The following is a 26,182-nucleotide window of genomic DNA, read 5'->3' as shown; positions in this document are numbered from 1 at the left end:
GATAAACTTCATCAATCGGCCTGACGACGCAGGAAGGCCGGAATGTCCAGGTAATCCAGGTCGTCCTGCGGGTTCATCTTGGCGGCGGTTGCGGCGCTGCCATGAGCCTGGTTGCGCATGACGGTCGGACGATCCAGGTCGCGATAGTTGACCGACGGCTGCTCTGCACGCTGGGGTGCGGGGCTGGTCGCGGCAACGGCTGCGGACTGGACGGTGTTGTCCACTACCTTGACGGGTTTCTCCAGGCGAGCGCCCAGGCCGGTGGCGACCACGGTGACGTGCAGCTCGTCGCGCATGTCCGGATCGATCACGGTGCCCACCTTCACGGTGGCGTGCTCGGAAGCGAACTGCTCGATGATGTTGCCCACATCGGAGTACTCGCCCAGGGACAGGTCGGGACCGGCGGTGATGTTCACCAGGATGCCACGCGCGCCCTGCAGGTTGACGTCGTCCAGCAGCGGGTTGCGGATCGCCGCCTCGGTGGCCTCACGGGCACGATTCGGACCGCTGGCGCAGCCGGTACCCATCATCGCCATGCCCATTTCGCTCATCACGGTCTTCACGTCGGCGAAGTCGACGTTGATCATGCCCGGACGCTTGATGATGTCGGAGATACCGCGCACGGCACCGGCCAGCACGTCGTCGGCCTTGGAGAAGGCGGACAGCAGGCTCGCGTCCTTGCCGAGGATGGTCAGCAGCTTCTCGTTGGGGATGGTGATAAGCGAGTCGACGCTTTCCGACAGCGCACGAATGCCCTCGTCGGCGATCTGCATGCGCTTGCGGCCTTCGAACGGGAACGGACGGGTGACCACGGCAACGGTGAGGATGCCCATGTCCTTCGCCACTTCAGCGATGATCGGCGCCGCACCGGTACCGGTACCGCCACCCATGCCGGTGGTGATGAAGACCATGTCGGTGCCCTGCAGCACTTCGGCGATGCGCTCGCGGTCTTCCAGAGCGGCCTGACGACCGATCTCGGGATTGGCACCCGCGCCCAGCCCCTTGGTCACGCCCGGGCCGAGTTGCAGGACGGTGCGCGCACCGATGTTCTTCAGTGCCTGGGCATCGGTGTTGGCGCAGATGAACTCGACGCCTTCGATGTTGCTCTTGGTCATGTGGTTGACTGCGTTGCCGCCGCCACCGCCCACGCCGATTACCTTGATGACCGCGCTTTGCGGAACGTTATCTACGAGTTCGAACATTTCCCCTCTCCTTCCTTTTCTAGTTGTATCGCCTACTGCAAAAACTCTTTAGAAGTTGCCCTGGACCCAGCGCTTGAGCCGCTCCAGAACAGGTGTCTTGGGTTCGTCGCTGAAGCTGCCCAGGCCGCCGGACATCGAAATCCCGTCGGACTGCTTCTGCAGGCCGTACATCAGCAGGCCAACGCCGGTCGAGTAGATCGGGTTGCGCACCACGTCGCTCAGGCCCTTGACGCTATGCGGCACGCCCAGGCGCACCGGCATGTGGAAAATCTCTTCGGCGAGCTCGACCGCCCCTTCCATCTTCGCGGTGCCGCCGGTCAGCACGATGCCCGCCGGGATCAGGTCCTCGTAGCCGCTGCGGCGCAGCTCGGCCTGGATCAGGGTGAACAGTTCGTCATAGCGGGGCTCGACCACTTCGGCCAGTGCCTGGCGCGAGAGTTCCCGCGGCGGACGGTCGCCGACGCTCGGCACCTTGATGGTCTCGCCGGCACCGGCCAGCTTGGCCAGGGCGCAGGCGTAGCGGATCTTGATCTCCTCGGCGTACTGGGTCGGCGTCCGCAGGGCCATGGCGATGTCGTTGGTCACCTGGTCGCCGGCGATCGGGATCACCGCGGTGTGGCGGATCGCGCCCTCGGTGAAGATGGCGATGTCGGTGGTGCCGCCGCCGATGTCCACCAGGCACACGCCCAGTTCCTTCTCGTCGTCGGTCAGCACCGAGTAGGCCGAGGCCAGTTGCTCGAGGATGATGTCGTCCACCTCCAGGCCGCAACGGCGCACGCACTTCTCGATGTTCTGCGCCGCATTCACCGCGCAGGTCACCACGTGGACCTTGGCTTCCAGGCGCACGCCGGACATGCCCAGGGGTTCGCGCACCCCTTCCTGGTTATCGATCACGTAGTCCTGCGCCAGGGTGTGCAGCACCCGCTGGTCGGCGGGGATGGCGACGGCCTGGGCGGCGTCGAGCACGCGCTCGATGTCCGCCGGGCTGACTTCGCGATCGCGGATCGCGACGATGCCGTGGGAGTTCAGGCTGCGGATGTGATTGCCGGCGACGCCGACGAAGGCGGAGTGGATACGGCAGCCCGCCATCATCTGCGCCTCTTCGACCGCGCGCTGGATGGACTGCACGGTGGACTCGATGTTCACCACCACGCCCTTCTTCAGCCCGCGGGACGGATGGGTGCCGATCCCGACGATCTCCAGCTGGCCGTCGGCCGCGATCTCGCCCACCAGCGCCACCACCTTGGAGGTGCCGATATCCAGGCCGACGATCATCTTGCCGCTCTGCACGCTTGCCATGGTTCTAACCTTCTCCTCAATTCGCGCGGCTGGCTACGGCCGCCGCGGGTGCCTCTACCGGGGTTCGCCACGCTACCGCCAAGCCGTTGGGGTAACGCAGGTCGACACGCTCGATGTTGGCGATCTGTTCTTTGAGCGTCTTCTCGTAGATCGAGATGAAGCGACGCATCTTCTCCACCAGATGATCCCTTCCCAGCAATATCTCCACGCCCTGCCCGGTGGACAGGAACCAGCTGCCGCGTTCGCGCAGCTCCAGGCGGGTGATGGAGAACCCGAGCGGGCGCAACATCTGGCTGAGCATCTGGTACTGCTGCATTACCTGCTCCTGGGCCCGCTGTGGCCCCCACAGCTGCGGCAGTTGTTCGTAGTGGGCCAGCTCACGCGGGGTGAAGGCCTGGCCCTGGTTGTTCAGCAGCGCCTCATCGCCCCAGCGGGCGATCGGCAATTGTTCTTCCAGGCGGATCATCACCTGGTCCGGCCACACCCGGCGCACCTCGGCGTGGGCGATCCAGGGCATCTGCTCCAGCTCGCTGCGCATGCCGGCCAGGTCGATGCTGAAGAAGCTCGCCGCGATGTACGGGGCGATCCGCTGCTGCACCGCCTGTTGGCTTATGTAGCTCAGGTCGCCCTGCACGTTGATCTTGGCGATGGGGCGATCCGCATAGGGCAGCAGGCGCTGGGCCGCCTCGTAGGCACCGAACCCCAGCACCACCAGGACCACCGGCCAGACCAGGCGCTTGAACACGCTGAAGTTCGGCTTGGGCAGGCGTGTGCTGAGCGGCTCCTTGGCCACCATCCGGCTGGCACCACGCGGCACCGGCTTGCGCTGGGGAGCGCGGCCGATGGCGGGTTGCTGATGACGGACCGTGGCGCCACGCATGTGCTTAACCTCGTGCCTCGACGCTGTCGGCCAGGATCGCCAGCACCAGTTGCTGGTAATCCAGGCCCGCAGCGCGAGCGGCCATCGGGACCAGGCTGTGGTCGGTCATGCCCGGAACGGTGTTCACCTCCAGCAGCCAGAAGCGGCCGTCGGCGTCCTGCATCACGTCGGCACGCGCCCAGCCCTGGGTACCCACCGCCTCGCACGCGCGCGCGGTCAGGTCCTTGAGTTCCTGCTCCCTGGCGGCGTCCAGCCCGCAGGGGATCTGGTACTGGGTGTCATTGGCCAGGTACTTGGCGTCGTAGTCGTAGAAGGTATGCGGGGTACCCAGGCGGATGGGCGGCAGCACCTGCCCGCGCAGCATCGCGATGGTGTACTCCGGCCCATGGATCCACTGCTCCACCAGTACCTGGGAGTCATAACGGCTGGCGCCCTTCCAGGCCTCTATCAATGCGTCGACATCCGCCACCTTGGCCATGCCGATGCTCGAGCCTTCGTGAGCCGGCTTGACGATCAGCGGGAAGCCCAGCGCTTCGGCCGCCGCACGGCAATCCGCCTCGCTGGCGAGCACCGCGTGACGCGGGGTAGACAGGCCGAGACTCTGCCAGACCTGCTTGGTCCGCAGCTTGTCCATCGCCAGGGCGGAGGCCAGCACACCGCTGCCGGTGTAAGGGATGCCCAGGCATTCGAGCAGGCCCTGCATGCTGCCGTCCTCGCCACCACGGCCGTGGAGGACGATGAAGGCGCGGTCGATCTTCTCGGCGGCCAGGCGTTGCAGCAGGTCGTCGCCGACATCGATGCCGAAGGCCTCGACGCCTGCGCCCTGGAGCGCTTCCAGGACCATGCTGCCGGACTTCAGCGAGACTTCGCGCTCGGCGCTCTTGCCGCCGTAGAGCACGGCGACCCGGCCGAAGGCCTTGGGCTCGAGGGTGGATTTCAGGTTCGCGCTCATGACTCTTTCCTCGCGGCGGCATCATCGCCACCACCGAACAACGGGCTCTGGATCAATTGCGGGGCCAGCCCGCCGATATCGCCGGCACCCTGGCAGAGCAGGATGTCGCCGGCGCGCAGCAACGGCTTGACCAGCGGCGCCAGGTCGACGCCACGCTCGATGTAGATCGGGTCCAGCTGGCCGCGCTGGCGGATGCTGTGGCACAGCTGGCGGCTGTCGGCGCCGGGGATGGGCTCCTCGCCCGCCGGGTAGACCTCCATCAGCAGCAGCACGTTGGACTCGCCCAGCACCTGCACGAAATCGTCGTACAGATCACGGGTGCGGCTGTAGCGGTGCGGCTGGTAGACCATCACCAGGCGACGCTCCGGCCAGCCACCGCGTACCGCCTTGATCACCGCCGCGACTTCGCGCGGATGGTGGCCATAGTCGTCGACCAGCATCACGCTGCCGCCTTCGACCTGCAGCTCGCCGTAGACCTGGAAGCGTCGGCCCACGCCCTGGAAGCCCGACAGGCCGCGCACGATGGCATCGTCGTCGATGCCCTCATCGGTGGCGATGGCGATGGTCGCCAGCGCGTTCAATACGTTGTGGTTGCCCGGCATGTTCACCGAGACGTCCAGCGGCGCACGGTCCTTGCGCAGCACGGTGAAGAAGGTCTGCATGCCCTGCTGGCGCACGTTGATGGCGCGCAGGTCGGCATCCTCGGCGAAGCCGTAGGTCACGGTCGGGCGGGCCACCTGCGGGAGGATCTCGCGCACCACCGGATCATCCACGCAAAGCACCGCCAGCCCGTAGAACGGCAGGTTGTGGAGGAACTCGACGAAGGTCTTCTTCAGCTTGTTGAAGTCGCCGCCGTAGGTGCTCATGTGGTCGGCGTCGATGTTGGTGACCACCGCGACCATCGGCTGCAGGTGCAGGAAGCTGGCGTCGCTCTCGTCGGCCTCGGCCACCAGGTACCGGCTGGTGCCCAGCTGGGCGTTGGTGCCGGCGGCGTTCAGGCGCCCGCCGATGACGAAGGTCGGGTCCAGGCCGCCCGCGGCGAACACCGAGGCGATCAGGCTGGTGGTGGTGGTCTTGCCGTGGGTCCCGGCGACGGCGATGCCGTGGCGGTAGCGCATCAGCTCGGCCAGCATCTCGGCACGCGGCACCACGGGGATGCGGCGCTCCAGGGCGACGGCGACCTCCGGGTTGGCCTTGTTCACCGCGCTGGAAACCACCAGCACGTCGGCGTTCTCGGCGTTCTCGGCACGGTGGCCGATGAAGATCTGCGCACCGAAGCTCTCCAGGCGCGCAGTCACGGCCGAGGCCTTGAGGTCGGAACCGGAGACGTTGTAGCCGAGGTTCAGCAGCACTTCGGCGATCCCGCACATGCCCACGCCGCCGATGCCGACGAAGTGGATGCGACGGATGCGGCGCATTTCCGGTTGCGGCATGGCTTTCTGGCTCTCAACCATGGGCCACCTCCAGGCAGATATCGACCACGCTGCGGGTGGCATCGGGCTTGGCCAGACTGCGGGCGATCGCGCCCATGGCCTTGAGTCGTTCGGGTTGCATCAGTACCTCGGTCAGCCGGGCGGCGAGTGCGGCCGCGTCGGTGGCATGTTGCGGGAGAAGGAAGGCCGCGCCCTCCTTCGCCAGATAATCGGCATTGCGCGACTGGTGGTCGTCGATCGCATGGGGCAGCGGCACCAGGAAAGACGGCAACCCGGCGGCAGCGAGCTCGCTGACGGTCAGCGCGCCGGAGCGGCAGATGACCAGATCGGCCCAGGCATAGGCCCGCGCCATATCCTTGATGAAGGGTGCGACCTCCGCTTCGACACCGGCTTCGCGATAACGCTCCGCGGTGACCCCATCGTGATTCTTGCCAGCCTGGTGGAACACCTGCGGGCGAAGTTCGGCAGGCAGCAGCGCGACGGCTGCCGGCAGCAGCTTGTTCAGTGGCTCGGCACCCAGGCTGCCGCCCAGCACCAGCAGGCGCGGCGTGCGACCGGCCAGGGCGTCGCGCGGGGTTTCCAGGAACAGCTCCTCGCGCACCGGGTTGCCCGTGGTGCGGCGCTTGTCGCTGGTTTCGAAGGTATCCGGGAAGGCCTCGCAGACGCGGCTGGCGAACGGCGCCAGGCTGCGGTTGGCGGTGCCGGCGACGGCGTTCTGCTCGTGGATGACCAGCGGTACGCCGGCCAGGCGCGCAGCCAGGCCGCCGGGGCCGGTGACGTAGCCACCCATGCCCAGCACGCAGACGGGCTTCAGCTCGCTGACCACGCGCCGCGCCTGGAACAGCGAACGCACCAGGGAGAACGGCGCCTTGAGCAGCGATTTGATGCCCTTGCCGCGCAGGCCGGTGACCTGGATCAGGTGCAATGGCAGGCCGGCCTGGGGTACCAGTTCGTTCTCGATGCCACGCGGGGTGCCCAGCCAGTGCACGCTGTAGCCACGGGCCTGGAACTCGCGGGCGCAGGCCAGAGCCGGGAAAACGTGCCCGCCAGTGCCACCCGCCATGATCAATACGTTGCCGCTCATGGGCGTACCTCCTCTTCGAGGAAGTCGCTCTCGACGAACTCGATGTCCTCGTTGCCCAGGTGCGTGCGGCTTTCCCATTCGATCCGCAGCAGCAGGCCGAGGCAGACGCAGCAGATCACCAGGGAGCTGCCGCCGTAGCTGAGGAACGGCAGGGTCAGGCCCTTGGTGGGCAGCAGGCCGACGTTCACACCGATGTTGATCAGGACCTGGCCGATCCACTGGAATGCCAGGCCATAGGCCACGTAGGCCGAGAAATACTGCCGCGCGCGTTCCGCGCAGAGGCCGATGTGCAGCGCCCGGACGCTGACGAACACGAACAGGGCGACCGTGGCCAGCGCCCCGACCATGCCCAGCTCTTCCGCCAGTACGGCGAAGACGAAGTCGGTGTGCGCCTCGGGCAGGTAGAACTGCTTCTGGATGCTGTTGCCCAGGCCGACGCCGAACCATTCGCCACGGCCGAAGGCGATCAGCGCCTGGCTCAACTGGTAGCCGGCGCCGTACTGATCGGCCCAGGGGTCGATGAAGTTGGTCAGGCGCTGCATGCGGTAGCTCTGGCTGGTCATGACCAGCACCCCGGCACCGAGCACCGCACCGACCAGCGGGACGAAGCGAACCAGGTTGATGCCACCGAGGAACAGCATGGCGATGCAGGACCCCACCAGTACCACTGTGGCGCCGAAGTCCGGCTCCGCCAGCAGCAGCACGGCGATGGGACCGAGCACCAGCATCGGCTTGATGAAGCCGGTGAGCTTCTCGCGCACCTCGTCCTGGCGGCGCACCAGGTAGCCGGCGATGAACATGACGGTGAACAGCTTGGCCAGCTCGGACGGCTGCAGGTTGAACAGGCCGAAGCCGATCCAGCGCTTGGCGCCGTTGACCTCGCGGCCGATGCCCGGCAGCAGCACCATGATCAGCAGGACGAAGGCGACCAGCATCAGGCGCGCGCCGTAGCGCTGCCAGAAGCTCATGGGCACCTGCAGGGTCAGCACGCAGGCGACCCCGCCGATGGCCAGGTAAATGAGGTGGCGGATGCTGTGGTAGAGCGGGTTGCCGGACAGCGCGGCGGCCACTTCCGAGGACGCCGAGGTGATCATCACCAGCCCCAGGCCGAGCAGCGCCAGGCAACCCGCCAGCAGCGGGAAGTCCATGTCGAGGCCACGGCGACTGCGGAGCGGCGACTGCAGGGCGAACAGGCGGGCCAGCATCAGATGAGCCCCTCCACGGCCTGGGCGAAGAGGCGTCCGCGCTCTTCGAAGTTCTTGAACATGTCGAGGCTGGCGCACGCGGGCGACAGCAGCACGGCGTCCCCCCGGACGGCCAGCTCGGCGGCACGGCTCACGGCCTCGTCCAGAGTCCGCACGCGCACCAGCGGCACGGCATCGCCCAGGGCCTGGGCGATCAGTTCGGCGTCACGCCCCAGCAGCACCACGGCGCGGCAGAAACCCGCCACCGGCTCGCGCATCCCGGAAAAATCGGCGCCCTTGCCATCGCCACCGGCGATCAGCACCAGCTTGCCGTCGATGTCCGCCCCCAGGCCTTCGATGGCGGCCAGCGCAGCACCGACATTGGTGGCCTTGGAGTCGTCGTAGTACGCCACGCCTTCGCGCTCGCGCACCCACTGGCAGCGATGGGCGAGGCCGGTGAAGGTCTTGAGGGTCTCCAGCATCGGCTCCATGGGCAGGCCGACGGCGTGGCCCAGGGCCAGGGCCGCCAGGGCATTGGCCTGGTTGTGGGCGCCACGGACCTTGAGTTCGCGCACGGGCAGCAGCTTCTCGAACTGGAACGCGAGGTACTTCTCGCCCTCTTCCTCGATCAGGCCGAAGCCCCTGAAGTCCGGCTTGTTCAGGCCGAAGGTCCAGCAGGGTAGCTGGTCGGCGACCAGGGGCCGGGACAGCGCATCGCCACGGTTGACCACCACCTGCCGGGCGCCGCGGAAGATGCGGTGCTTGGCCAGGTGATAGGCCTGCATGTCGGCGTAGCGGTCCATGTGGTCTTCGCTGACGTTGAGCACGGTGGCCACTTCGGCGTTCAGGCGATCGGTGGTCTCCAGCTGGAAGCTGGACAGCTCCATCACGTAAAGCTCGATGTCATCGGCCAGCAGATCGAGCGCCGGGGTCCCCAGGTTGCCACCGACGGCGACCCTGCGACCGGCCGCCTGCGCCATCTCGCCCACCAGGGTGGTGACGGTGCTCTTGGCGTTGGAGCCGCTGATGGCGACGATGGGTGCCTTGGCGTGACGGGCGAACAGCTCGATATCGCCGGACAGCTTGACGCCGCGCTTGGCCGCTTCCTGCAGCGCTGGCGTGGCGATGGCCAGGCCGGGGCTCACGTAGAGCTCGCTGGCGCGACAGAGGAAATCGACGTCGAGTTCACCACAGCGCACTTCCACCTCCGGGTACTGGGCACGCAGGGTGGCCAGTTCGGGCGGGTTCTCGCGCGTGTCGGCCACGGCGAAGCGCACGCCCTGGCGCGCCAGGAAGCGCACCAGGGACATGCCGCTCTTGCCGAGGCCGACAACGATGCGGAACTGGTCGGAAGCGATCAGGCTCATGGTCTCCTCAACGCAGCTTCAGGGTGGCGAGGCCGATCAGCACGAGGATCACGGTGATGATCCAGAAACGTACGATCACGCGGGGCTCGGGCCAGCCTTTCAGTTCGAAGTGGTGGTGGATAGGGGCCATGCGGAATACACGACGGCCGGTCAATTTGAACGAGGCGACCTGGATCATCACCGACAGTGTCTCCATGACGAACACGCCCCCCATGATGAACAGCACCACTTCCTGGCGCACGATCACGGCGATGGTGCCCAGGGCAGCGCCGAGCGCCAGCGCGCCGACGTCACCCATGAAGACCTGGGCCGGGTAGGTGTTGAACCAGAGGAAGCCGAGACCGGCGCCCACCAGGGCGGCGCAGAACACGATCAGCTCACCGGCGCCCGGCACATAGGGGATGAACAGGTATTCGGCGAATTTGATGTTGCCCGAGAGGTAGCAGAAGATCCCCAGCGCGCCGCCGACCATCACGGTCGGCATGATGGCCAGGCCATCCAGCCCGTCGGTCAGGTTGACCGCGTTACTGGAGCCGACGATCACGAAATAGGTCAGCACGATGAAGCCGACACCCAGCGGGATGCCGACATCCTTGACCATCGGCAGGATCAGGGTGGTCTCCACCGGGCTGGTCGCGGTCATATAAAGGAAGACCGCAGCGCCGATGCCGAACACCGACTGCCAGAAATACTTCCAGCGGCTCGGCAGGCCACGGGAGTTCTTCTCGATCACCTTGCGATAGTCGTCGACCCAGCCGATGGCGCCGAACAGCAGGGTCACGCCCAGCACCACCCAGACGTAGCGGTTGGACAGGTCAGCCCAGAGCAGGGTGCTGATGCCGATGGCGGTAAGAATCAGCGCGCCCCCCATGGTCGGCGTACCGGACTTGGAGAGGTGCGATTGCGGCCCGTCGTTGCGCACGGACTGGCCGATCTGGCGCACCTGCAGCGTGCGGATCATCCAGGGCCCGAGCCAGAGCGACAGCGACAGCGCCGTAAGGACGCCGAGAATCCCGCGCAGGGTCAGGTACTGGAACACCCCGAACCCCTTATGGAACTGTTGCAGGTACTCAGCGAGCAGCAGCAGCATGATTAGTGAGCCTCCCCCGTTCCGCAGATGGCCGCGACGACCTTGTCCATCGCCGCGCTGCGGGAACCTTTGATCAGAATGGTTGTGTTGGCGTCCTGCTCATCGACCAGGGCCTTAATCAGGCTGGACTGATCGGCGAAATGGCGGCCATCGTCGCCGAAAGCTGCGACTGCATGGGCCATCTGAGGACCGACTGCATAGAGCGCGCTGACCTTGCCGCGGGCGTGGAGCCCCACGTCGCGGTGGCCTTGCTCGGCCCACTCGCCCAGCTCGCCCATATCCCCGAGCACCAGGACGGTGCGGCCGGAAAAGCCGGCGAGTATATCAACGGCCGCGATCATCGAAGCCGGGTTGGCGTTGTAGCTGTCGTCGATCACCCGCATGCCACTGGGCGCCAACTGCGCTACGGTGCGGCCCTTGACCGGTTGCAGGTTCTGCAGGCCGTCGCGAATACCGACCAGCGGTACGCCCAGCGCGTGCGCGGCAGCGGCGGCGGCCAATGCATTGGCGACGTTATGCAGGCCCAGCAGGTTGAGCTGGATGTTGGCTTCGCCCGCCACGCCCTTGAGGATGAAGGCCATGCAGCCACGGGCATCACGCACGATGGACTCGGCGCGCAGGTCGGCATCGGCGGCATCGAGGCCGAAGCTCAGCACCCGGCGGGCGCCATTGCGCTGGCGCCAGGTATCGAATGCCTTGTCGTCGCGGTTGAGCACGGCGATACCGTTGTCGGCCAGGCCCTCGAGGATCTCGCCCTTGGCCAGGACGATCTTCTCCGGGCCGCCGAACTCGCCCACGTGGGCAGTGCCGGCGTTGTTGATGATCGCAACCTGGGGCCGGGTCAGGCCGACGGTGTAGGCGATCTCGCCCACCCGGGAAGCGCCCAGTTCGATCACGGCGCTGCGGTGCTCCGGCGCCAGTTCGAGCAGGGTGAGCGGCGCGCCCAGGTCGTTGTTGAGGTTGCCGCGGGTGGCCAGGACGGGGCCCTGGGTCCGCAGGATGCTGGCGAGCATTTCCTTGACCGTGGTCTTGCCGCTGGACCCGGTAACCGCGGCCACCTTACCGGTGAAGGCATCACGGTTGAGCGCGCCGAGCCGACCAAGGGCGAGGCGGGTATCGGCCACCAGCAGCTGCGGCAGCGGCGCGCCCGGGACCTCGCGCTGCACGAGCGCGGCGACGGCCCCTTTGGCGGCGACGTCGGCCAGGTAGTCATGGCCATCGAAATTCGGTCCGACCAGCGCGATGAACAGCTGCCCGGGCTCGACGCGCCGGCTGTCGGTGGACACTGCCGAAAACGCGGCATCTGCCCCGATCAAGCGGGCCTGCAACGGAGCCTGCAGGGCGGAAAGACGCATCGGTTCAAGCATGGCTGGCTCCCCAGGCGCCCAGGGCGGCCTCGGCTTCCTGCAGATCGGAGAACGGCAGGCGCTCGCCGTTGATTTCCTGGTAATCCTCATGCCCCTTGCCGGCCAGCAACACCACGTCGTCGACGCCAGCGGTGGCGATCAGGCGGGCGATGGCGACGCCACGACCGTGGACGAACTCGGCCCTCGCCGCATCGGCGAAGCCAGGGCGGATGTCGTCGAAGATCTGCGCCGGGTCCTCGCTGCGCGGGTTGTCGTCGGTGACCAGTACATGGTCGGCCAGGCGCTCGGCCAGGGCCGCCATCAGCGGGCGCTTGCCACGGTCGCGATCACCGCCGCAGCCGAACAGGCACAGCAGGCGGCCCCGAGCGTGGGGGCGCAGGGCTTCGAGTACCTTTTCCAGGGCGTCGGGGGTGTGGGCGTAATCCACGACCACCAGCGGCTTGTCGCCACCGCCCAGGCGCTGCATGCGGCCGGCCGGCCCCTGGAGACCGGGCAGCGCGCGAAGGATTTCGTCCAGCGGGTAGCCCATGCCCAGCAGGGCACCAACCACCGCCAGCAGGTTGCTGAGGTTGAAACGCCCGAGCAGCGGGCTGCGCAGCAGGCCTTCGCCTTGCGGCGTCACCAGGCTCGCACGCACGCCGTCGTCATCGAAATGCGCTTCGCGGCAATAGATGAAGGCGGACGCGTCTTCCTGGCTGTAGCCGATGAGACGGGACTCATGGGTGCGCGAGGCGAGTTCGCGGCCGAACGCATCGTCGAGGTTGATCACCCGGCAACGCAGCTCGGGCCAGTCGAACAGGCGAGCCTTGGCAGCGCCATAGGCCTCCATCGAACCGTGGTAGTCGAGATGATCGCGGGACAGGTTGGTGAACACCGCGACATCGAAGGCGAGTGCGGCCACGCGCCCCTGCTCCAGTCCATGGGAGGAAACCTCCATCGCCACGGCGCGGGCACCGGCCTGCTTGAGGTTGGCCAGGGTGGCCTGCACCGCCAACGGGTCGGGGGTCGTATGGCGGCCGCTTTCCAGCTCGCCGTGGAAGCCGGTCCCCAGGGTCCCGACGATGCCGCAACGCTCGCCGAGCAGGTCCAGGGCCTGGGCGATCAGTTGGCTGACGCTGGTCTTGCCATTGGTTCCGGTGACACCCACGAGATTCAGGCCGCGGCTGGGCTCGCCATAGAAGCGCCCGGCGATGGCCGAAAGCTGGCCAGCCAACCCCTTGATGGCGAGCAGTTCGGCGCCGCTGGCATCGACAGCCGGGGCGCCTTCCGCTTCGTACGCGACAGCAGTGGCGCCGCGAGCGATGGCATCGGCGATATGGTCGCGGCCGTCGTGCTGGGCGCCGGGAACCGCCAGGAACAGGTCACCCGGGCGCACCTTGCGGCTGTCCAGGGTCAGTTCACGGATCAGGGTGGCGCTTTCGGCCTGGGGCAACAATTGATTCAGTGGCATGGGCATCAGATCCGCCCTCCTTTGCCGGTAGCCGCTTCCGCGGTCTGCTGTTCCTCGGTGGGCAGGTTGTCCGGTGCGATGTTCATCAGGCGCAACGCGCCAGCCATGACCCTGCCGAATACGGGTGCCGAGACCAGGCCACCGAAGTAGCCGGCCTTGCTGGGTTCATCGATCACCACCACCATCGCCAGACGCGGATTGGTGGACGGACCGAAGCCCGCGAAGAGCGAGCGGTAGGCGTTCTGGGTGTAGCCCTTGGCCCCGACGGTGGCTTTGCGCGCCGTGCCGCTCTTGCCGGAAACGTGATAGCCCGGCACTTGGGCGCGGAACACGCCGCGCGGCGCCTCGACTACTTGCTGGAGCATGCCCTGCATGGTCTTGGCGACATCCCCGGGAATCACCTGGGTACCGACGGGCAGGCTGTCCACCCGGGTCATCGAAAGGGGTACGGCCTGGCCGTTGTTGGCCAGCGTGGCGTAGGCATGGACCATCTGGATGGCGGTCACCGAGAGGCCGTAGCCATAGGAGAGGGTCGCGGTCTCGGCCTTGCGCCACTCGCGGTGGTTGGGCAGGTTGCCCACGCGCTCGCCGGGGAAGCCAAGGCCGGTATCCTGGCCGAGGCCCAGTTGGCGCATGGTCTCGTAGATGGTCTCGCCGCCGATGTCGAAGGCGATCTTGCTCATGCCGACGTTGCTGGAATTGATCAGGATGCCGGTCAGGTCGAGGATCGGGCCCTCGGTCTTGGAGACGTCCTTGATGGTGTAGCGACCGATCTGCAGCGAGCCGGGGTAGACCTCGACCTTGTCCTCGGGCTTCCAGCGCCCGCTCTGCAGGGCGGCGGACATGGAGATCGGCTTGACCGTCGAACCTGGCTCGAACACGTCGATCATGGCGCGGTTGCGCATGGCCGCCGGTTGCAGGTTGCGGCGGTTGTTCGGGTTGTAGGTGGGCTGGTTGGCCATGGCCAGCACTTCGCCGGTCTTGACGTCGACGATCACCAGGCTGCCGGCCTTGGCACCGTTTTCCACCAGCGCGTTGCGCAGCTCGCGGTGGGCGAGGTACTGCAGGCGCAGGTCGATGGACAGGGCCAGGGTCTTGCCGGGCTTGGCGTTCTTGGCGACCTGGACGTCCTTGATCAGGCGACCACGGCGATCCTTGAGCACCTGGCGCTTGCCGGGCACGCCGGCCAGCCACTGGTCGAAGGACAGCTCGACGCCCTCGCGACCGCGATCGTCGACGTCGGTGAAGCCGACCACATGGGCGGTCACCTCGCCGGCCGGGTAGAAGCGACGAAACTCTTCGATGGCGTACACGCCCGGCAGCTTGCGGGCGAGGATCGCCTGCCCCTGCTCCGGAGTGAGGCCGCGGGCGAGGTAGAGGAATTCGCGACCGGCGTTCTGCTCGATGCGCTCGGCGAAGATCTTCGGGTCCTGCCCCAGGGTCGCAGCGATGACCGGCCACTGGTCACGCACGGCCATCAGGTCCTTGGGGTTGGTCCAGAGGGTGGTGACCGGGGTGCTGACTGCCAGCGGCTCGCCGTTGCGATCGGTGATCAGGCCACGGTGCGCCGGAATCGGGATGTGCCGCACGCTGCGCGCATCGCCCTGCCCCTTGAGGAAGTCGCGATCGATCACGTGCAAGTCGACGATACGCCAGGAGATGGCCGCGACCATGAGGGCGAGCAGCACCAGGACCACCCGGAAGCGCCAGGGGTAGAGCGCCCCCTCGAGGTTGATCATGGCGCCACCATGCGGATTTCCGCAGGCTCGGGGATACGCATCTTCAACTGCTCGCTGGCCAGCGACTCGATGCGGTTGTGCGCAGTCCAGGTGCTCTGCTCCAGAACCAGGCGGCCCCACTCGGCCTGCGCCTTGTCGCGCACGCTGAGTTCGGTATAGAGCTTGTTGAGCAACTGCCTGTTCCAGTGCGCGCTGTAGGACACGCCGATGGCGGAAACCAGCACAGCGATGAACAGCAACAGCATCAGGAAGCTGCCGCCCGGCAGGGGCTTGGCGTAGATACGGCTCATCTGAGCTTCTCCGCCACACGCATGACGGCGCTGCGCGAACGCGGGTTGGCCTTCAGCTCTTCTTCGGATGCGAACTGCGGCTTGCCCAGCAGCTTCAGCCGGGGATCGAAGGCCGGGGGACGGATCGGCAGGTTGCGCGGCAGTTTGTCCGCCTCGCCTTTCGCATGCTTGCGCATGAACAGCTTGACGATGCGGTCTTCCAGGGAGTGGAAGCTGATAACGACCAGTCGGCCGCCAACGGCGAGATTCTCCAGGGCAGCCTCGAGGCCACGCTCCAGATCACCCAGCTCGTTGTTCACATGGATGCGAATGCCCTGGAAGGCACGGGTAGCCGGATTCTTGCCTTTTTCCCAGGCGGGATTGGCCACCGTGAGCACGGCAGCGAGGTCGGCGGTGCGTTCGAAGGGTTTCTCGGCCCTGCGCTGCACGACGGCACGTGCCATGCGCTTGGCGAAGCGCTCCTCGCCATATTCCTTGAGCACGCGGGCGATCTCATCCTCGGGCGCGGTGGCGATCCATTGCGCGGCACTGACGCCGCGAGTGGGGTCCATGCGCATATCGAGGGGGCCGTCGTTGAGGAAGCTGAAGCCACGCTCGGCGTCATCCAGCTGCGGCGAGGAGACACCGAGATCGAGCAGGACGCCATCGACCTTGCCGGCCAGGCCACGCTCGGCGAGCTCGCCCGCCATCTCGGCGAAACTGCGCTGCACAATGACAAAGCGGCCGTCTTCGGCCGCCAGCGCTTGCCCTGTAGCTATGGCTTGGGGGTCCTTGTCGAAACCGAGCAGCCGGCCCTCCTCACCAAGATGCCGGAGGATCAACCGACTGTGCCCCCCGCGACCGAAGGTGCCGTCCAGGTAGCAGCCGTCCGCACGCACGGCGAGGCTGTCTACGGCCTCGTCGAGCAGGACGGTGATGTGGCGGAAGCTGCTTTCGGTACTCACAGGATAAGGTCACGCAGTTCGTCCGGCAGGCCGCCGGGTTGTTTGATTGCCATCAGGTCCGCATCGGAAATCGCGTTCCAGGCGTCTTCGTCCCATATCTGGAACTTGTTCAACTGGCCAACCAGCATCGCCTTCTTGTCGAGGCCCGCGTACTCGCGCAAGCGCGGCGGGACCAGGAAACGACCGTTGCCGTCCAACTCGAGGTCGACGGCGTTACCGATCAGGAGGCGTTGCAGGCGGCGGGTTTCTTCACGCAGGGACGGCAGCTCGCGAAGCTTGGCTTCGATGAGCTCCCATTCGGGGAGCGGATAGAGGGTCAGACAGCGGTCGACGGCATCGATGGTGACGATGAGCTGGCCATCACAACGCGAAAAAAGCTCATCACGATACCGACTCGGCATCGCGATGCGCCCTTTGGCGTCGAGACTGATGGCATTTGCTCCGCGAAACACGGCTGCGCTTCCCCTGTTTTAGGCTTCCCGTACCAATTGATCCCACTTTGTCCCACTTTGCACCACTTCCGCACACTATAGAAATGCGCGCGCCCCACCGTCAAGGCGGGCAAAGACGGAAAATTCCTTACAGGACGGAGATTTAGCGAGCTTTTGGGAGGGGGCGGGAGAGATATTGCAGCGGATTTCAGGCACAAAAATAAGACGCACCAGAGAGCTGAAGCGCGAACTTAAAGTAATTTCTCAAGAGTAAGATTTTTTCGGTATTTCAGACGTGGAGCAAATAAAGCGGAAGTGGGGAAAAGTGGAGAGTCGATCTGTAAGCCGGGTTCTGTCGTGGACAGTCATTCATCTACGGCTGCCATCACTGACAGCCTTTAGCAACCTACCCGAATCCGACGCGGGCCACGCCAAGGATTCCTATTTGGTCTTGCTCCGAGTGGGGTTTACCTAGCCACGAACTGTTGCCAGTCGCGCGGTGCGCTCTTACCGCACCTTTTCACCCTTACCGGCGCTTGCGCGCTTAGGCGGTTATTTTCTGTGGCACTTTCCGTAGGCTTTCGCCTCCCAGGCGTTACCTGGCACTCTGCCCTGCGGAGCCCGGACTTTCCTCCCTCTCAAAATCGCGAACGAAATGAGACAGCGACTGTCCGATCGACTCTCCGCCGCCAAGGGTAGCGGCAGGCCAGCAGAAGAACAAGCTCAAGAATCGCGCTGGCGCTCCAGCGCAGCCTGGTAGAGCAGGTTCTTGCGCACCCCGGTTATTTCCGCAGCCAGCGCCGCCGCTCGCTTCAGGGGTAGTTCGGCAAGCAGCAGATCGAGCACACGCAACGCTTCACCACTGATCGCATCTTCGCCCTCGGGCGCCTGCCAGCCAGCCACCAGCAGCACACACTCACCCCGCTGCTGATTGCTATCACTCGCAACCCAATCGCGCAGCGCGGCCAGCGGGCTGCCCTTCAGCGTTTCGAACGTCTTGGTCAACTCGCGCGCAAGCACCGCCTGACGCTCTGCCCCGAAGATCGAAACCATGTCCTCCAGGCATTCGAGTATCCGATGCGGAGCCTCGTAGAAGATGAGGGTGCGCGACTCCTCCTTTACCGACTCCAGGCGCGAGCGACGGCCGGCCGTCTTCGCGGGAAGAAAGCCCTCGAATATGAAGCGATCCGAGGGGAGGCCCGCCGCAGAAAGCGCCGCGATCAGGGCGCTGGGCCCCGGCACAGGCACCACGGCGATGCCGGCCGCCCGAACCTGCCGCACCAGGTGATAGCCAGGATCGGATATCAGCGGGGTACCAGCATCGGAAATCAACGCGACATCCTCGCCAGCCTGCAGGCGCGCCAGAAAACGGCCGCCCTCCTCGCGCTCGTTGTGATCATGGCAGGCCGCCAACGGCGTATCGATGCCGAAGTGCTGAAGCAGGCGCATGGAGTGCCGGGTGTCCTCGGCGGCGATGAGGGACACCTCGCGCAGCACTCGCAGCGCACGAGCACTGATGTCATCGAGATTCCCGATGGGCGTGGCCACCACGTAAAGCTTGCCCAAGGTGGCAACAGAGCCTGGGGAAACGGTCACAAGACACCTCGGAATTCACTTAAAGGCGCGCATTGTAGCCCGTTTCTGACCTCCAACATCGCACCCCGGGCGGGCCTTGGGTACAATCCGACGCTTCTTTGATCGAGTACCGGGATCGTTAAATGATCGCTTGCCTGCGCCCGCTTTCCGCACTCTGCCTCGTCGGCCTGCTGGCCGCCTGTGGCAGTTCGCCCACCTCAACTCTCGGCGAATTGCCCCGCACGCCCCAGGCCAGCATCGAGCAGATGCTCCAGCAAGCGAACGACAGCAAGCCGGAGCAGGCTGCCCTCCTGCGCCTTGCCGCCGCCGACCTGGCGTACAAGCAGCAGGATATAGGCCGCTCGGCCCGCATTCTCGAACAGGTCCCGCTGGACGGCCTCAAGCCCGCCCAGCAGGTATACGCCAGCACCCTGGCGGCCGAACTCGCCATGGCACGCAACCAGCCCAAGAGCGCCCTCAAGGCCCTGAGCCATCCGAGCCTGGAGCGTCTGGCCGAGCTGCCGGTGGAACAGCAGGTCCGCACCCAACTGATCCGCGCCCGCGCCCTGGAGGCCGACGGCCAGAACCTCGCCGCCGCACGTGAGCGCGTATTCATCGCCCCGCTGCTCAACGGCGAAGCCGAGAAGACCAACCACGAAGCGATCTGGGCCCTGGTGTCCAACCTGCCAGCCGACCAGTTGCAGGCCGGCGGCGATGCCGATCTCGCCGGCTGGATGGAACTGGCCCGCGTGACCAAGAGCGCCGGCACCCTGGAGCAACAACAGGCGGCCATCGAAAACTGGGGCACCCAGAATCCGCAACACCCAGCTGCCGAGCAGCTCCCTGCCCCCCTTCTCAAACTGAAGGAACTGGCCAACCAGCCCCTGACCAAGATCGCCCTGCTGCTGCCCCAGGAAGGCCCGCTCGCCTCGGTGGCCCGCGCCCTTCGGGACGGCTTCCTCGCCGCCCACTACCAGGCCCAGCAGGCCGGCCAGAACCCGCCGGCCATCCAGCTCTACGACAGCTCGCACCTCAGCTCCCTGGATGACTTCTATCGCCAGGCACAGGCCGACGGCGTACAACTCGTGGTCGGGCCGCTGGAGAAACCGCTGGTCAAGCAGATGAGCGACCGCGAGCAACTGCCCATCACCACGCTTGCCCTCAACTACAGCGACGCCGGCCAGGAAGGCCCCGCCCAGTTGTTCCAGTTCGGTCTTGCCGCCGAGGACGAAGCCCGTGAAGTGGCCCGCCGCGCCTGGGGCGACGGCATGCGTCGCGCCGTGGCACTGGTGCCGCGTGGCGAATGGGGCGATCGTGTACTCAATGCATTCCGCCAGAACTGGGAACAGTCCGGCGGCAGCCTGATCGCCGCCGAGCACGTCGATCAGCCGGTGGAACTGGCCCAGCAGATCGCCGACCTGTTCCAACTGCGCCAGAGCGAATCGCGTGCCAAGCGCCTGCAGAGCACCCTCGGCACGCAGGTCGCCGCTCAACCCTCGCGCCGCCAGGATGTCGACTTCATCTTCCTCGCCGCCACCCCGCAGCAGGCCCAGCAGATCAAACCCACCCTGGCCTTCCAATACGCCGGTGACGTGCCCGTGTATGCCACCTCCCACCTGTACACCGGCAGCAACGACCAGGCCCAGTACCTGGACCTGAACGGCATCCGCTTCTGCGAAACCCCCTGGCTGCTCAACAGTAACGACCCGCTGCGCCAGCAGGTCGATCGCCAATGGCCGCAAGCCGGGGGCAGCCTGGGCCGCCTCTACGCCATGGGCGTGGACGCCTATCGCCTCGCCCCGCGCCTCAACCAGCTCAAGGCCCTGCCGGAAAGTCGTGTCGACGGCCTCTCCGGCAGCCTGAGCCTGAACCCCGCTCAACGCATCGAGCGCCAACTGCCCTGGGCCGAATTCCGCGACGGCCAGGTGCAGCGTCTCCCCGACAGCGATTCTTGAACCAGCGACAGAGCAGCGGGCAAGCGGCAGAAGCCCTTGCTCGCACCCACCTCGAAGGTCATGGCTTGCGCCTGCTGGCCAGCAACTGGCGATGCCCGCGAGGCGAGCTCGATCTGGTCATGCTGGACGGCGATACAGTAGTATTCGTCGAAGTACGCTACCGACGGCATGCCGCCTGGGGCGGCGCCCTGGAGAGCGTCGATGCGCGCAAGCGCGCCAAGCTGATCACCGCAGCCCAGCACTTCCTCCAGAAGGAATCCCGCTGGTCTCGATACCCGTGCCGATTTGACGTGGTCGCCATCAACTCGATGGATGGCGACTCACCCCCGCGACTGACATGGCTGCAGAACGCCTTTGATACCTGAGCAGTCGCTCCCACTTAAGGTCAACCCGATGGACATGCAACCCCGAATCCGCCAGCTCTTCCAGGCCAGCATCGACACCAAGCTGCTCGCCATGGAAATGCTCGCTCCGCACATCGAGCATGCGAGCATCGTGATGGTCAACGCGCTGCTCAACGAGGGCAAGATACTCTCGTGTGGCAATGGCGGCTCCGCCGGCGACGCCCAGCACTTCTCCTCGGAGCTGCTCAATCGCTTCGAGCGCGAACGCCCCAGCCTGCCCGCGCTGGCGCTGACCACCGACAGCTCGACCATCACCTCCATCGCCAACGACTACAGCTACAACGAGATCTTCTCCAAGCAGATCCGCGCCCTGGGCCAACCCGGCGACATCCTGCTGGCGATCTCAACCAGCGGGAACTCAGCGAACATCATCCAGGCCATCCAGGCCGCACATGACCGCGAAATGATTGTCGTAGCCCTGACCGGCCGCGACGGCGGCGGCATGGCCTCGCTGTTGCTGCCCGAAGATGTGGAGATCCGCGTACCCGCCAAGTCCACGGCGCGCATCCAGGAAGTTCATCTGCTGGCCATCCATTGCCTTTGTGACCTGATTGATCGTCAACTGTTTGGGAGTGAAGAATGACGCGTTCCCCCCTGATCCTCGCCTGCCTCGCCGTCACCCTGGTTCTGGGTGGCTGCGGTGGCCGTACCATCGGCAAGACCATCGACGACCAGTCCACGCCCTCCAAGGTGCGGGCCAAGATCGAAGCGGCGAACCCTGATCTCAAGACCAATTCACACATCGTCGTGACCAGCTACAACGGCGTCGTGCTGCTGGCCGGACAGACCCCCAACGACAACCTCAAGGCCCAGGCCGAACAGGCCGCGCGTACCGCACAGGGCGTGAAGAAGGTACACAACGAACTGCATGTCGGGCAGAACTCCTCGACCCTGGCCCGCATGAACGACAGCACCATCACCACCAAGATCACCACCCAGCTACTGGCCGACAGCCAGATTCCCAGCTCGCAGATCAAAGTCGTGACCGAGAACGGCATCGTCTACCTGCTCGGCCTGGTGACCCGCCAGGAAGCAGCCAAGGCCACCAGCGTGGTCCAGGGCGTATCCGGCGTACAGCGCATCGTCAAGCTGTTCGAGTACACCAACTGACCGAACTGCGGACACAAAAAAGGCGATCCAACCGGATCGCCTTTTTTGTTACTTGACCACCTTGAGGCTGGGGCGCCCGCTGGGTCGCGGCGAGCCTCCGGACGGATCGCCGCCGGAAGGGCCATCATCCTCGGGCCCCAGGTCCTCGTCGTCCACCACCGGCGGCTCCAGATCGAAGACCATGCCCTGCCCGTTCTCCCGCGCATAGATGGCCATGATCGCCGGCGCAGGAATGTAGAGAGTGTGGGCGACGCCACCAAAACGCCCCTCGAAGCTCACCGCCTCGTTATCCATGTGCAGGTGACGCACGGCACTGGGAGAAACGTTGAGCACGATCTGGCCATCGTTGGCGTAACCGGCCGGCACCTGGACACCGGCATGCTCCGCATTGACCAGCAGGTGCGGGGTGCAATTGTTGTCGACTATCCACTCGTAGAGCGCACGGACAAGGTAGGGACGACTGGAGTTCATCAGGTGCTCCTCATCAGCGCATGTCGCGCTCGACGGCTGACAGACTGGCCTGGAAGCCGTCGCGTACGAACAGGCGCTCCATGTAGTCCAGCAGCGGCTTGGCAGGGCGAGGCAACTCGATTCCCAGCACCGGCAGGCGCCAGAGGATCGGCAGCAGACAGCAGTCTACAAGACTGAGGTCTTCGCTCAGGAAAAATGGCTTGTCGGCGAACAGTGGCGATACGCCGGTGAGACTCTCGCGCAGCTCCTTGCGAGCGACGGCCTTGGCGGCCTCCTTCACCCGGGAGTCGAGAATCTGGTCCACCAGGCTGCACCAATCACGCTGAACGCGGTGCATGAGGAGACGGGTATTGCCCCGCGCAACCGGATAGACCGGCATGAGTGGCGGGTGCGGATAGCGTTCCTCGAGGTATTCCATGACCACGGTGGGCTCGTAGAGCGCCAGGTCACGATCGACCAGGGTAGGCACACTGCCGTAGGGGTTGACCTCGGCCAGCCTGGGCGGACAGCGCCCCGGCTCGACATCGATGATGTCCGCAGCGACACCCTTCTCGGCGAGCACGATGCGTACACGATGGGAATAGTGGTCTGCGGGGTCGGAGTAACAGGCCAACCTGTTGGTCACGGCCATGGCGCCCTCCTCGCTTGAAGTTATGCAGTAGTAGAAAAACGCGCGCGCCCATTAAGGGCGCGCGAGTATACAACGATGGAGCCAGCTATCAGTGCACGTCTTTCCAGTATTCGCGCTTGAGCAGGTAGGCGAACACGAAGAAGAAGGCCAGGTACAGCAGAACGTAGGTGCCGATGCGCTGCATGTGCAGCTTGTTCGGGTCAGCGGAGTAGGCCAGGAAGGTCACAAGATTCTGCACCTTCTGGTCGAACTCGGCTTCGCTCAGCTTGCCGGTCTTCGGCACGATGGTCAGCTGGTCGCACGCTTCATGGGTGATGGGAGCGCCCGTCAGCGGATCGTACTGCTTCTTGCCTTCCTCGACAGCCTGGACCTGCTTGCAACCCACGACCTGGCGACCCTGCAGGCCGACCAGCACGTTGGGCATGCCGACGTTCGGGAAGATCTTGTTGTTCACGCCCCAGGGACGCGCCGGATCTTCGTAGAAGTTGCGCAGGTAGCTGTACAGCCAGTCGGTGCCACGAACACGGGCGACCAGGGTCAGGTCCGGCGGCGCGGCGCCGAACCAGGTCTTGGCATCGCTCGGCTTCATGCCGATCTGCATGTGGTCGCCGATCTTGGCACCGGTGAACACCAGGTTTTCCAGCATCAGCTCTTCGGGAATGCCCAGGTCCTTGGCCACGCGCTCATAGCGCTGGAACTTGGCACTGTGGCAGCCCATGCAGTAGTTGGCGAAGGTACGAGCGCCGTCCTGCAGTGCAGCCTTGTCGGTCAAGTCGATATCGACATGATCCAGTTCTACATCATGGCCACCGGCGGCGAAGGTCAAGGCCGGCAGTGCAGCGATAACAAATGCAGCGAATAGCTTTTTCATCAGCCTGTCACCCTTTCCGGAACCGGTTTGGTTTTTTCCATCCTGGTGTAGAAGGGCATCAGGATGAAGTACGCGAAGTACAGGATGGTGCACACCTGCGACAGCAGCGTACGGCCCGGGGTCGGCGCAAGAACACCCAGCACGCCGAGGATGACGAAGGACACGCAGAAGACCAGCAGCCAGATCTTGCTCAGCCAGCCCTTGTAGCGCATCGACTTGACGGGGCTGCGATCCAGCCACGGCAGGACGAAGAGCACGGCAATGGCAGCGCCCATGGCGATGACGCCCATCAGCTTGTCCGGAACCGCGCGGAGAATCGCGTAGAACGGGGTGAAGTACCACACCGGCGCAATGTGCTCAGGGGTCTTGAACGGGTTCGCCTGTTCGAAGTTCGGCTTCTCGAGGAAGTAGCCGCCCATCTCCGGGAAGAAGAACACCACGAAGCAGAACACGAAGAGGAAGACCACCACGCCGACGATGTCTTTCACGGTGTAGTAGGGGTGGAAGGCGATGCCGTCGAGCGGAATGCCGTTCTCGTCCTTCTTCTTCTTGATGTCCACGCCATCGGGGTTGTTCGAACCCACTTCGTGCAGAGCCAGGATGTGCAGCACGACCAGGCCGAGGATCACGATCGGCAGGGCGATCACGTGCAGGGCGAAGAAGCGGTTCAGGGTGATGCCGGAGATCAGGTAGTCACCGCGGATCCACTGGGTCAGGTCACCACCGATGACGGGGATGGCACCGAACAGCGAGATGATCACCTGGGCACCCCAGTAGGACATCTGGCCCCAGGGCAGCAGGTAGCCCATGAAGGCCTCGGCCATCAGGGCGAGGTAGATCAGCATGCCGAAGATCCAAACCAGCTCACGCGGCTTCTGGTAGGAGCCGTAGAGCAGGCCGCGGAACATGTGCATGTAGACCACGATGAAGAACGCCGAGGCGCCGGTGGAGTGCAGGTAGCGAATGATCGCCCCGTACTCGACGTCGCGCATGATGTACTCGACGGAGGCGAAGGCTTCTTCCGCGGACGGCGTGAAGCTCATGGTCAACCAGATGCCGGTGAGGATCTGGTTCACCAGGACCAGCAGGGCCAGGGAGCCGAAGAAATAGAAGAAGTTGAAGTTCTTCGGAGCGTAGTACTTGCTCAGATGGTCTTCCCACATCTTGGTCGCGGGGAAGCGCGCATCGATCCATTCCATGAATTTGCTCATTAGGCCTTCTCCTGGTCCACGCCGATGACGATGACATCATCCGACTCGTAGGAGTGGGGCGGCACCGGCAGGTTCAAGGGTGCAGGCTGCGCCTTGTAGACACGGCCAGCGAGGTCGTAGCGCGAACCGTGGCAGGGGCAGAAGTAGCCACCTACCCACTCGGCGCCCAGGTCGGCAGGCGCAACTTCCGGACGGAAGGAGGGCGAGCAGCCGAGGTGGGTGCAGAGACCGACCAGAACCAGGATCTCCGGCTTGATCGAGCGGTTATGCGGATCGACATAGGTCGGCTGCACGGATGCTTCGGACTTCGGGTCAGCCATGCGCTCGTCGATCTTGCCCAGGTTGCCGAGGATCTCCTCGGTACGGCGAACGATGAATACCGGCTGACCGCGCCATTCAGCAATCATCTGCTGACCTGCTTCGATCTTGCTGATATTCACCTTCACCGGTGCCCCTGCGGCCTTGGCCTTCGCACTGGGCTGCCATGACCCCACGAACGGGATCGCAGCACCCACCGCTCCTGCAGCACCCACCACGGATGTGGCTGCTACGAGGAAGCGACGCCGGCCTGCATTCACGCCGTCATTGCTCATTCAGTCGTCTCCCATCAGCTTTTGTGGCCTGTTGTTCAGGCCTCTACTAAGTAAAAATCGAGCCGCGCAAAAAATTCGCCAAATGGTAAAGAAAACCCCCTCTCCTGACAAGGTAATAGCCGGATACAAAACTGCTGAAAGCCTTGAGAGATAAGGGTTACGCGCATGCGACAAGCTGTCGCAGGGCGTTTTCGCGGGCATAAAAAAACGCCCAGATCCACAAGGGCCTGGGCGTTTTTCGAAGCGTCGTATTAACGCTTGGAGTACTGCGGACGCTTACGCGCTTTACGCAGACCGACCTTCTTACGCTCGACTTCGCGGGCATCGCGAGTCACGTAGCCGGCCTTGCGCAGCGGGCTGCGCAGGGCTTCGTCGTAGCTGATCAGGGCACGGGTGATACCGTGACGGATCGCACCAGCCTGACCGCTGACACCACCACCGAGAACGGTGACGTAGATGTCGAACTTCTCGACGGTCTCGGTCAGCTCCAGCGGCTGACGCACGACCATGCGAGCGGTTTCGCGGCCGAAGAACTGGTCCAGGCTGCGGTTGTTGATGGAAATCTTGCCAGTACCCGGACGCAGGAATACGCGTGCGGTTGCAGTCTTACGACGGCCAGTGCCGTAGTTTTGAGTCGCCGACATAATGA

General features: G+C 65.1%; 26 protein-coding genes and 1 other RNA gene. 4 read left to right on the top strand and 23 right to left on the bottom strand.

The window, feature by feature from the left end; translation table 11 throughout:
- Positions 1 to 11: 11 nt before the first annotated feature.
- From ftsZ to rsmI, 17 genes are all read right to left on the bottom strand, one after another.
- A complete protein-coding gene (gene ftsZ / locus HSX14_RS06785) occupies positions 12 to 1,202 on the bottom strand; it encodes a cell division protein FtsZ (RefSeq protein WP_173173138.1) in 1,191 nt (396 codons plus the stop codon).
- Between the two features lie 48 nt (positions 1,203 to 1,250).
- Positions 1,251 to 2,501, bottom strand: coding sequence for a cell division protein FtsA (ftsA, locus tag HSX14_RS06780; protein WP_021218769.1), 1,251 nt, complete (start codon positions 2,499 to 2,501; stop codon positions 1,251 to 1,253).
- Positions 2,502 to 2,517: 16 nt separating this feature from the next.
- Positions 2,518 to 3,381 carry a cell division protein FtsQ/DivIB gene (locus HSX14_RS06775; protein WP_173173140.1) on the bottom strand — a complete coding sequence of 288 codons (864 nt, stop codon included), beginning with the start codon at positions 3,379 to 3,381 and terminating at the stop codon, positions 2,518 to 2,520.
- Positions 3,382 to 3,385: 4 nt separating this feature from the next.
- On the bottom strand, positions 3,386 to 4,333 hold the full coding sequence (locus HSX14_RS06770; RefSeq protein ID WP_173173142.1) for a D-alanine--D-alanine ligase: 948 nt from the start codon (positions 4,331 to 4,333) through the stop codon (positions 3,386 to 3,388).
- The gene (murC, locus tag HSX14_RS06765; protein ID WP_111262453.1) at positions 4,330 to 5,787 is read right to left on the bottom strand and encodes a UDP-N-acetylmuramate--L-alanine ligase; all 1,458 of its coding nucleotides are present in this window, start codon (positions 5,785 to 5,787) and stop codon (positions 4,330 to 4,332) included. The genes HSX14_RS06770 and murC overlap by 4 nt, the downstream gene beginning before the upstream one ends.
- Positions 5,780 to 6,850 (bottom strand): undecaprenyldiphospho-muramoylpentapeptide beta-N-acetylglucosaminyltransferase, encoded by a 1,071-nt coding sequence (gene murG, locus HSX14_RS06760; protein WP_173173144.1) that lies wholly within the window; start codon positions 6,848 to 6,850, stop codon positions 5,780 to 5,782. Before murG ends, murC begins: the two co-directional genes overlap by 8 nt.
- Positions 6,847 to 8,055, bottom strand: a complete 1,209-nt coding sequence (gene ftsW / locus HSX14_RS06755; protein ID WP_111262455.1) for a putative lipid II flippase FtsW — start codon at positions 8,053 to 8,055, stop codon at positions 6,847 to 6,849. Before ftsW ends, murG begins: the two co-directional genes overlap by 4 nt.
- A complete protein-coding gene (gene murD / locus HSX14_RS06750) occupies positions 8,055 to 9,401 on the bottom strand; it encodes a UDP-N-acetylmuramoyl-L-alanine--D-glutamate ligase (protein WP_173173146.1) in 1,347 nt (448 codons plus the stop codon). The genes ftsW and murD overlap by 1 nt, the downstream gene beginning before the upstream one ends.
- Positions 9,402 to 9,408: 7 nt before the next feature.
- A complete protein-coding gene (gene mraY, locus HSX14_RS06745) occupies positions 9,409 to 10,491 on the bottom strand; it encodes a phospho-N-acetylmuramoyl-pentapeptide-transferase (protein WP_111262457.1) in 1,083 nt (360 codons plus the stop codon).
- Between the two features lie 2 nt (positions 10,492 to 10,493).
- A complete protein-coding gene (locus HSX14_RS06740) occupies positions 10,494 to 11,858 on the bottom strand; it encodes a UDP-N-acetylmuramoyl-tripeptide--D-alanyl-D-alanine ligase (protein ID WP_173173148.1) in 1,365 nt (454 codons plus the stop codon).
- On the bottom strand, positions 11,851 to 13,314 hold the full coding sequence (locus HSX14_RS06735; RefSeq protein ID WP_173173150.1) for a UDP-N-acetylmuramoyl-L-alanyl-D-glutamate--2,6-diaminopimelate ligase: 1,464 nt from the start codon (positions 13,312 to 13,314) through the stop codon (positions 11,851 to 11,853). The genes HSX14_RS06740 and HSX14_RS06735 overlap by 8 nt, the downstream gene beginning before the upstream one ends.
- Complete coding sequence (locus tag HSX14_RS06730; protein WP_111262460.1) at positions 13,314 to 15,047, bottom strand: peptidoglycan D,D-transpeptidase FtsI family protein; 1,734 nt, start codon at positions 15,045 to 15,047, stop codon at positions 13,314 to 13,316. The genes HSX14_RS06735 and HSX14_RS06730 overlap by 1 nt, the downstream gene beginning before the upstream one ends.
- Positions 15,044 to 15,337, bottom strand: coding sequence for a cell division protein FtsL (ftsL, locus tag HSX14_RS06725; RefSeq protein ID WP_111262461.1), 294 nt, complete (start codon positions 15,335 to 15,337; stop codon positions 15,044 to 15,046). The genes HSX14_RS06730 and ftsL overlap by 4 nt, the downstream gene beginning before the upstream one ends.
- Entirely contained in the window at positions 15,334 to 16,281 is a 948-nt protein-coding gene (gene rsmH / locus HSX14_RS06720; protein ID WP_111262462.1) for a 16S rRNA (cytosine(1402)-N(4))-methyltransferase RsmH, read from the bottom strand. The genes ftsL and rsmH overlap by 4 nt, the downstream gene beginning before the upstream one ends.
- Positions 16,278 to 16,733 (bottom strand): division/cell wall cluster transcriptional repressor MraZ, encoded by a 456-nt coding sequence (gene mraZ / locus HSX14_RS06715; protein WP_031287485.1) that lies wholly within the window; start codon positions 16,731 to 16,733, stop codon positions 16,278 to 16,280. The genes rsmH and mraZ overlap by 4 nt, the downstream gene beginning before the upstream one ends.
- Before the next feature lie 304 nt (positions 16,734 to 17,037).
- Positions 17,038 to 17,395: RNase P RNA component class A (gene rnpB, locus HSX14_RS06710), an RNA gene on the bottom strand.
- Between the two features lie 40 nt (positions 17,396 to 17,435).
- A complete protein-coding gene (gene rsmI / locus HSX14_RS06705; protein ID WP_173173585.1) occupies positions 17,436 to 18,278 on the bottom strand; it encodes a 16S rRNA (cytidine(1402)-2'-O)-methyltransferase in 843 nt (280 codons plus the stop codon).
- A gap of 152 nt (positions 18,279 to 18,430) precedes the next feature.
- Between rsmI and HSX14_RS06700 the strand changes: the two genes are divergently transcribed.
- The 4 genes from HSX14_RS06700 to HSX14_RS06685 are packed head-to-tail and all read left to right on the top strand — an operon-like array spanning position 18,431 to position 21,756.
- Positions 18,431 to 20,242, top strand: coding sequence for a penicillin-binding protein activator (locus tag HSX14_RS06700; RefSeq protein WP_173173152.1), 1,812 nt, complete (start codon positions 18,431 to 18,433; stop codon positions 20,240 to 20,242).
- On the top strand, positions 20,239 to 20,607 hold the full coding sequence (locus HSX14_RS06695) for a YraN family protein (RefSeq protein ID WP_173173154.1): 369 nt from the start codon (positions 20,239 to 20,241) through the stop codon (positions 20,605 to 20,607). The genes HSX14_RS06700 and HSX14_RS06695 overlap by 4 nt, the downstream gene beginning before the upstream one ends.
- A 28-nt stretch (positions 20,608 to 20,635) precedes the next feature.
- Entirely contained in the window at positions 20,636 to 21,229 is a 594-nt protein-coding gene (locus tag HSX14_RS06690) for a phosphoheptose isomerase (protein ID WP_173173157.1), read from the top strand.
- Positions 21,226 to 21,756, top strand: a complete 531-nt coding sequence (locus HSX14_RS06685; protein ID WP_111262468.1) for a BON domain-containing protein — start codon at positions 21,226 to 21,228, stop codon at positions 21,754 to 21,756. The genes HSX14_RS06690 and HSX14_RS06685 overlap by 4 nt, the downstream gene beginning before the upstream one ends.
- A gap of 48 nt (positions 21,757 to 21,804) precedes the next feature.
- Here HSX14_RS06685 and HSX14_RS06680 read toward each other — a convergent pair whose 3' ends face one another.
- From HSX14_RS06680 to rpsI, 6 genes are all read right to left on the bottom strand, one after another.
- Positions 21,805 to 22,227 (bottom strand): ClpXP protease specificity-enhancing factor, encoded by a 423-nt coding sequence (locus HSX14_RS06680; protein WP_173173159.1) that lies wholly within the window; start codon positions 22,225 to 22,227, stop codon positions 21,805 to 21,807.
- Positions 22,228 to 22,240: 13 nt separating this feature from the next.
- A complete protein-coding gene (locus HSX14_RS06675) occupies positions 22,241 to 22,858 on the bottom strand; it encodes a glutathione S-transferase N-terminal domain-containing protein (protein ID WP_111262470.1) in 618 nt (205 codons plus the stop codon).
- 88 nt (positions 22,859 to 22,946) lie between these two features.
- Positions 22,947 to 23,729: a cytochrome c1 gene (locus HSX14_RS06670; RefSeq protein ID WP_111262471.1), complete on the bottom strand. Its 783-nt coding sequence runs from the start codon at positions 23,727 to 23,729 to the stop codon at positions 22,947 to 22,949.
- Positions 23,729 to 24,940: a cytochrome b gene (locus HSX14_RS06665; protein ID WP_173173161.1), complete on the bottom strand. Its 1,212-nt coding sequence runs from the start codon at positions 24,938 to 24,940 to the stop codon at positions 23,729 to 23,731. Before HSX14_RS06665 ends, HSX14_RS06670 begins: the two co-directional genes overlap by 1 nt.
- Positions 24,940 to 25,533, bottom strand: a complete 594-nt coding sequence (gene petA / locus HSX14_RS06660; protein WP_111262473.1) for a ubiquinol-cytochrome c reductase iron-sulfur subunit — start codon at positions 25,531 to 25,533, stop codon at positions 24,940 to 24,942. The genes HSX14_RS06665 and petA overlap by 1 nt, the downstream gene beginning before the upstream one ends.
- A gap of 251 nt (positions 25,534 to 25,784) precedes the next feature.
- Entirely contained in the window at positions 25,785 to 26,177 is a 393-nt protein-coding gene (gene rpsI, locus HSX14_RS06655; protein WP_111262474.1) for a 30S ribosomal protein S9, read from the bottom strand.
- Between the last annotated feature and the right edge of the window lie 5 nt (positions 26,178 to 26,182).

It is taken from the genome of Pseudomonas tohonis, assembly GCF_012767755.2.
Taxonomy (GTDB): domain Bacteria; phylum Pseudomonadota; class Gammaproteobacteria; order Pseudomonadales; family Pseudomonadaceae; genus Metapseudomonas; species Metapseudomonas tohonis.
The sequence above is the reverse complement of the archived record's forward strand: the minus strand, read 5'-3'. Positions and strand labels throughout refer to the sequence as shown.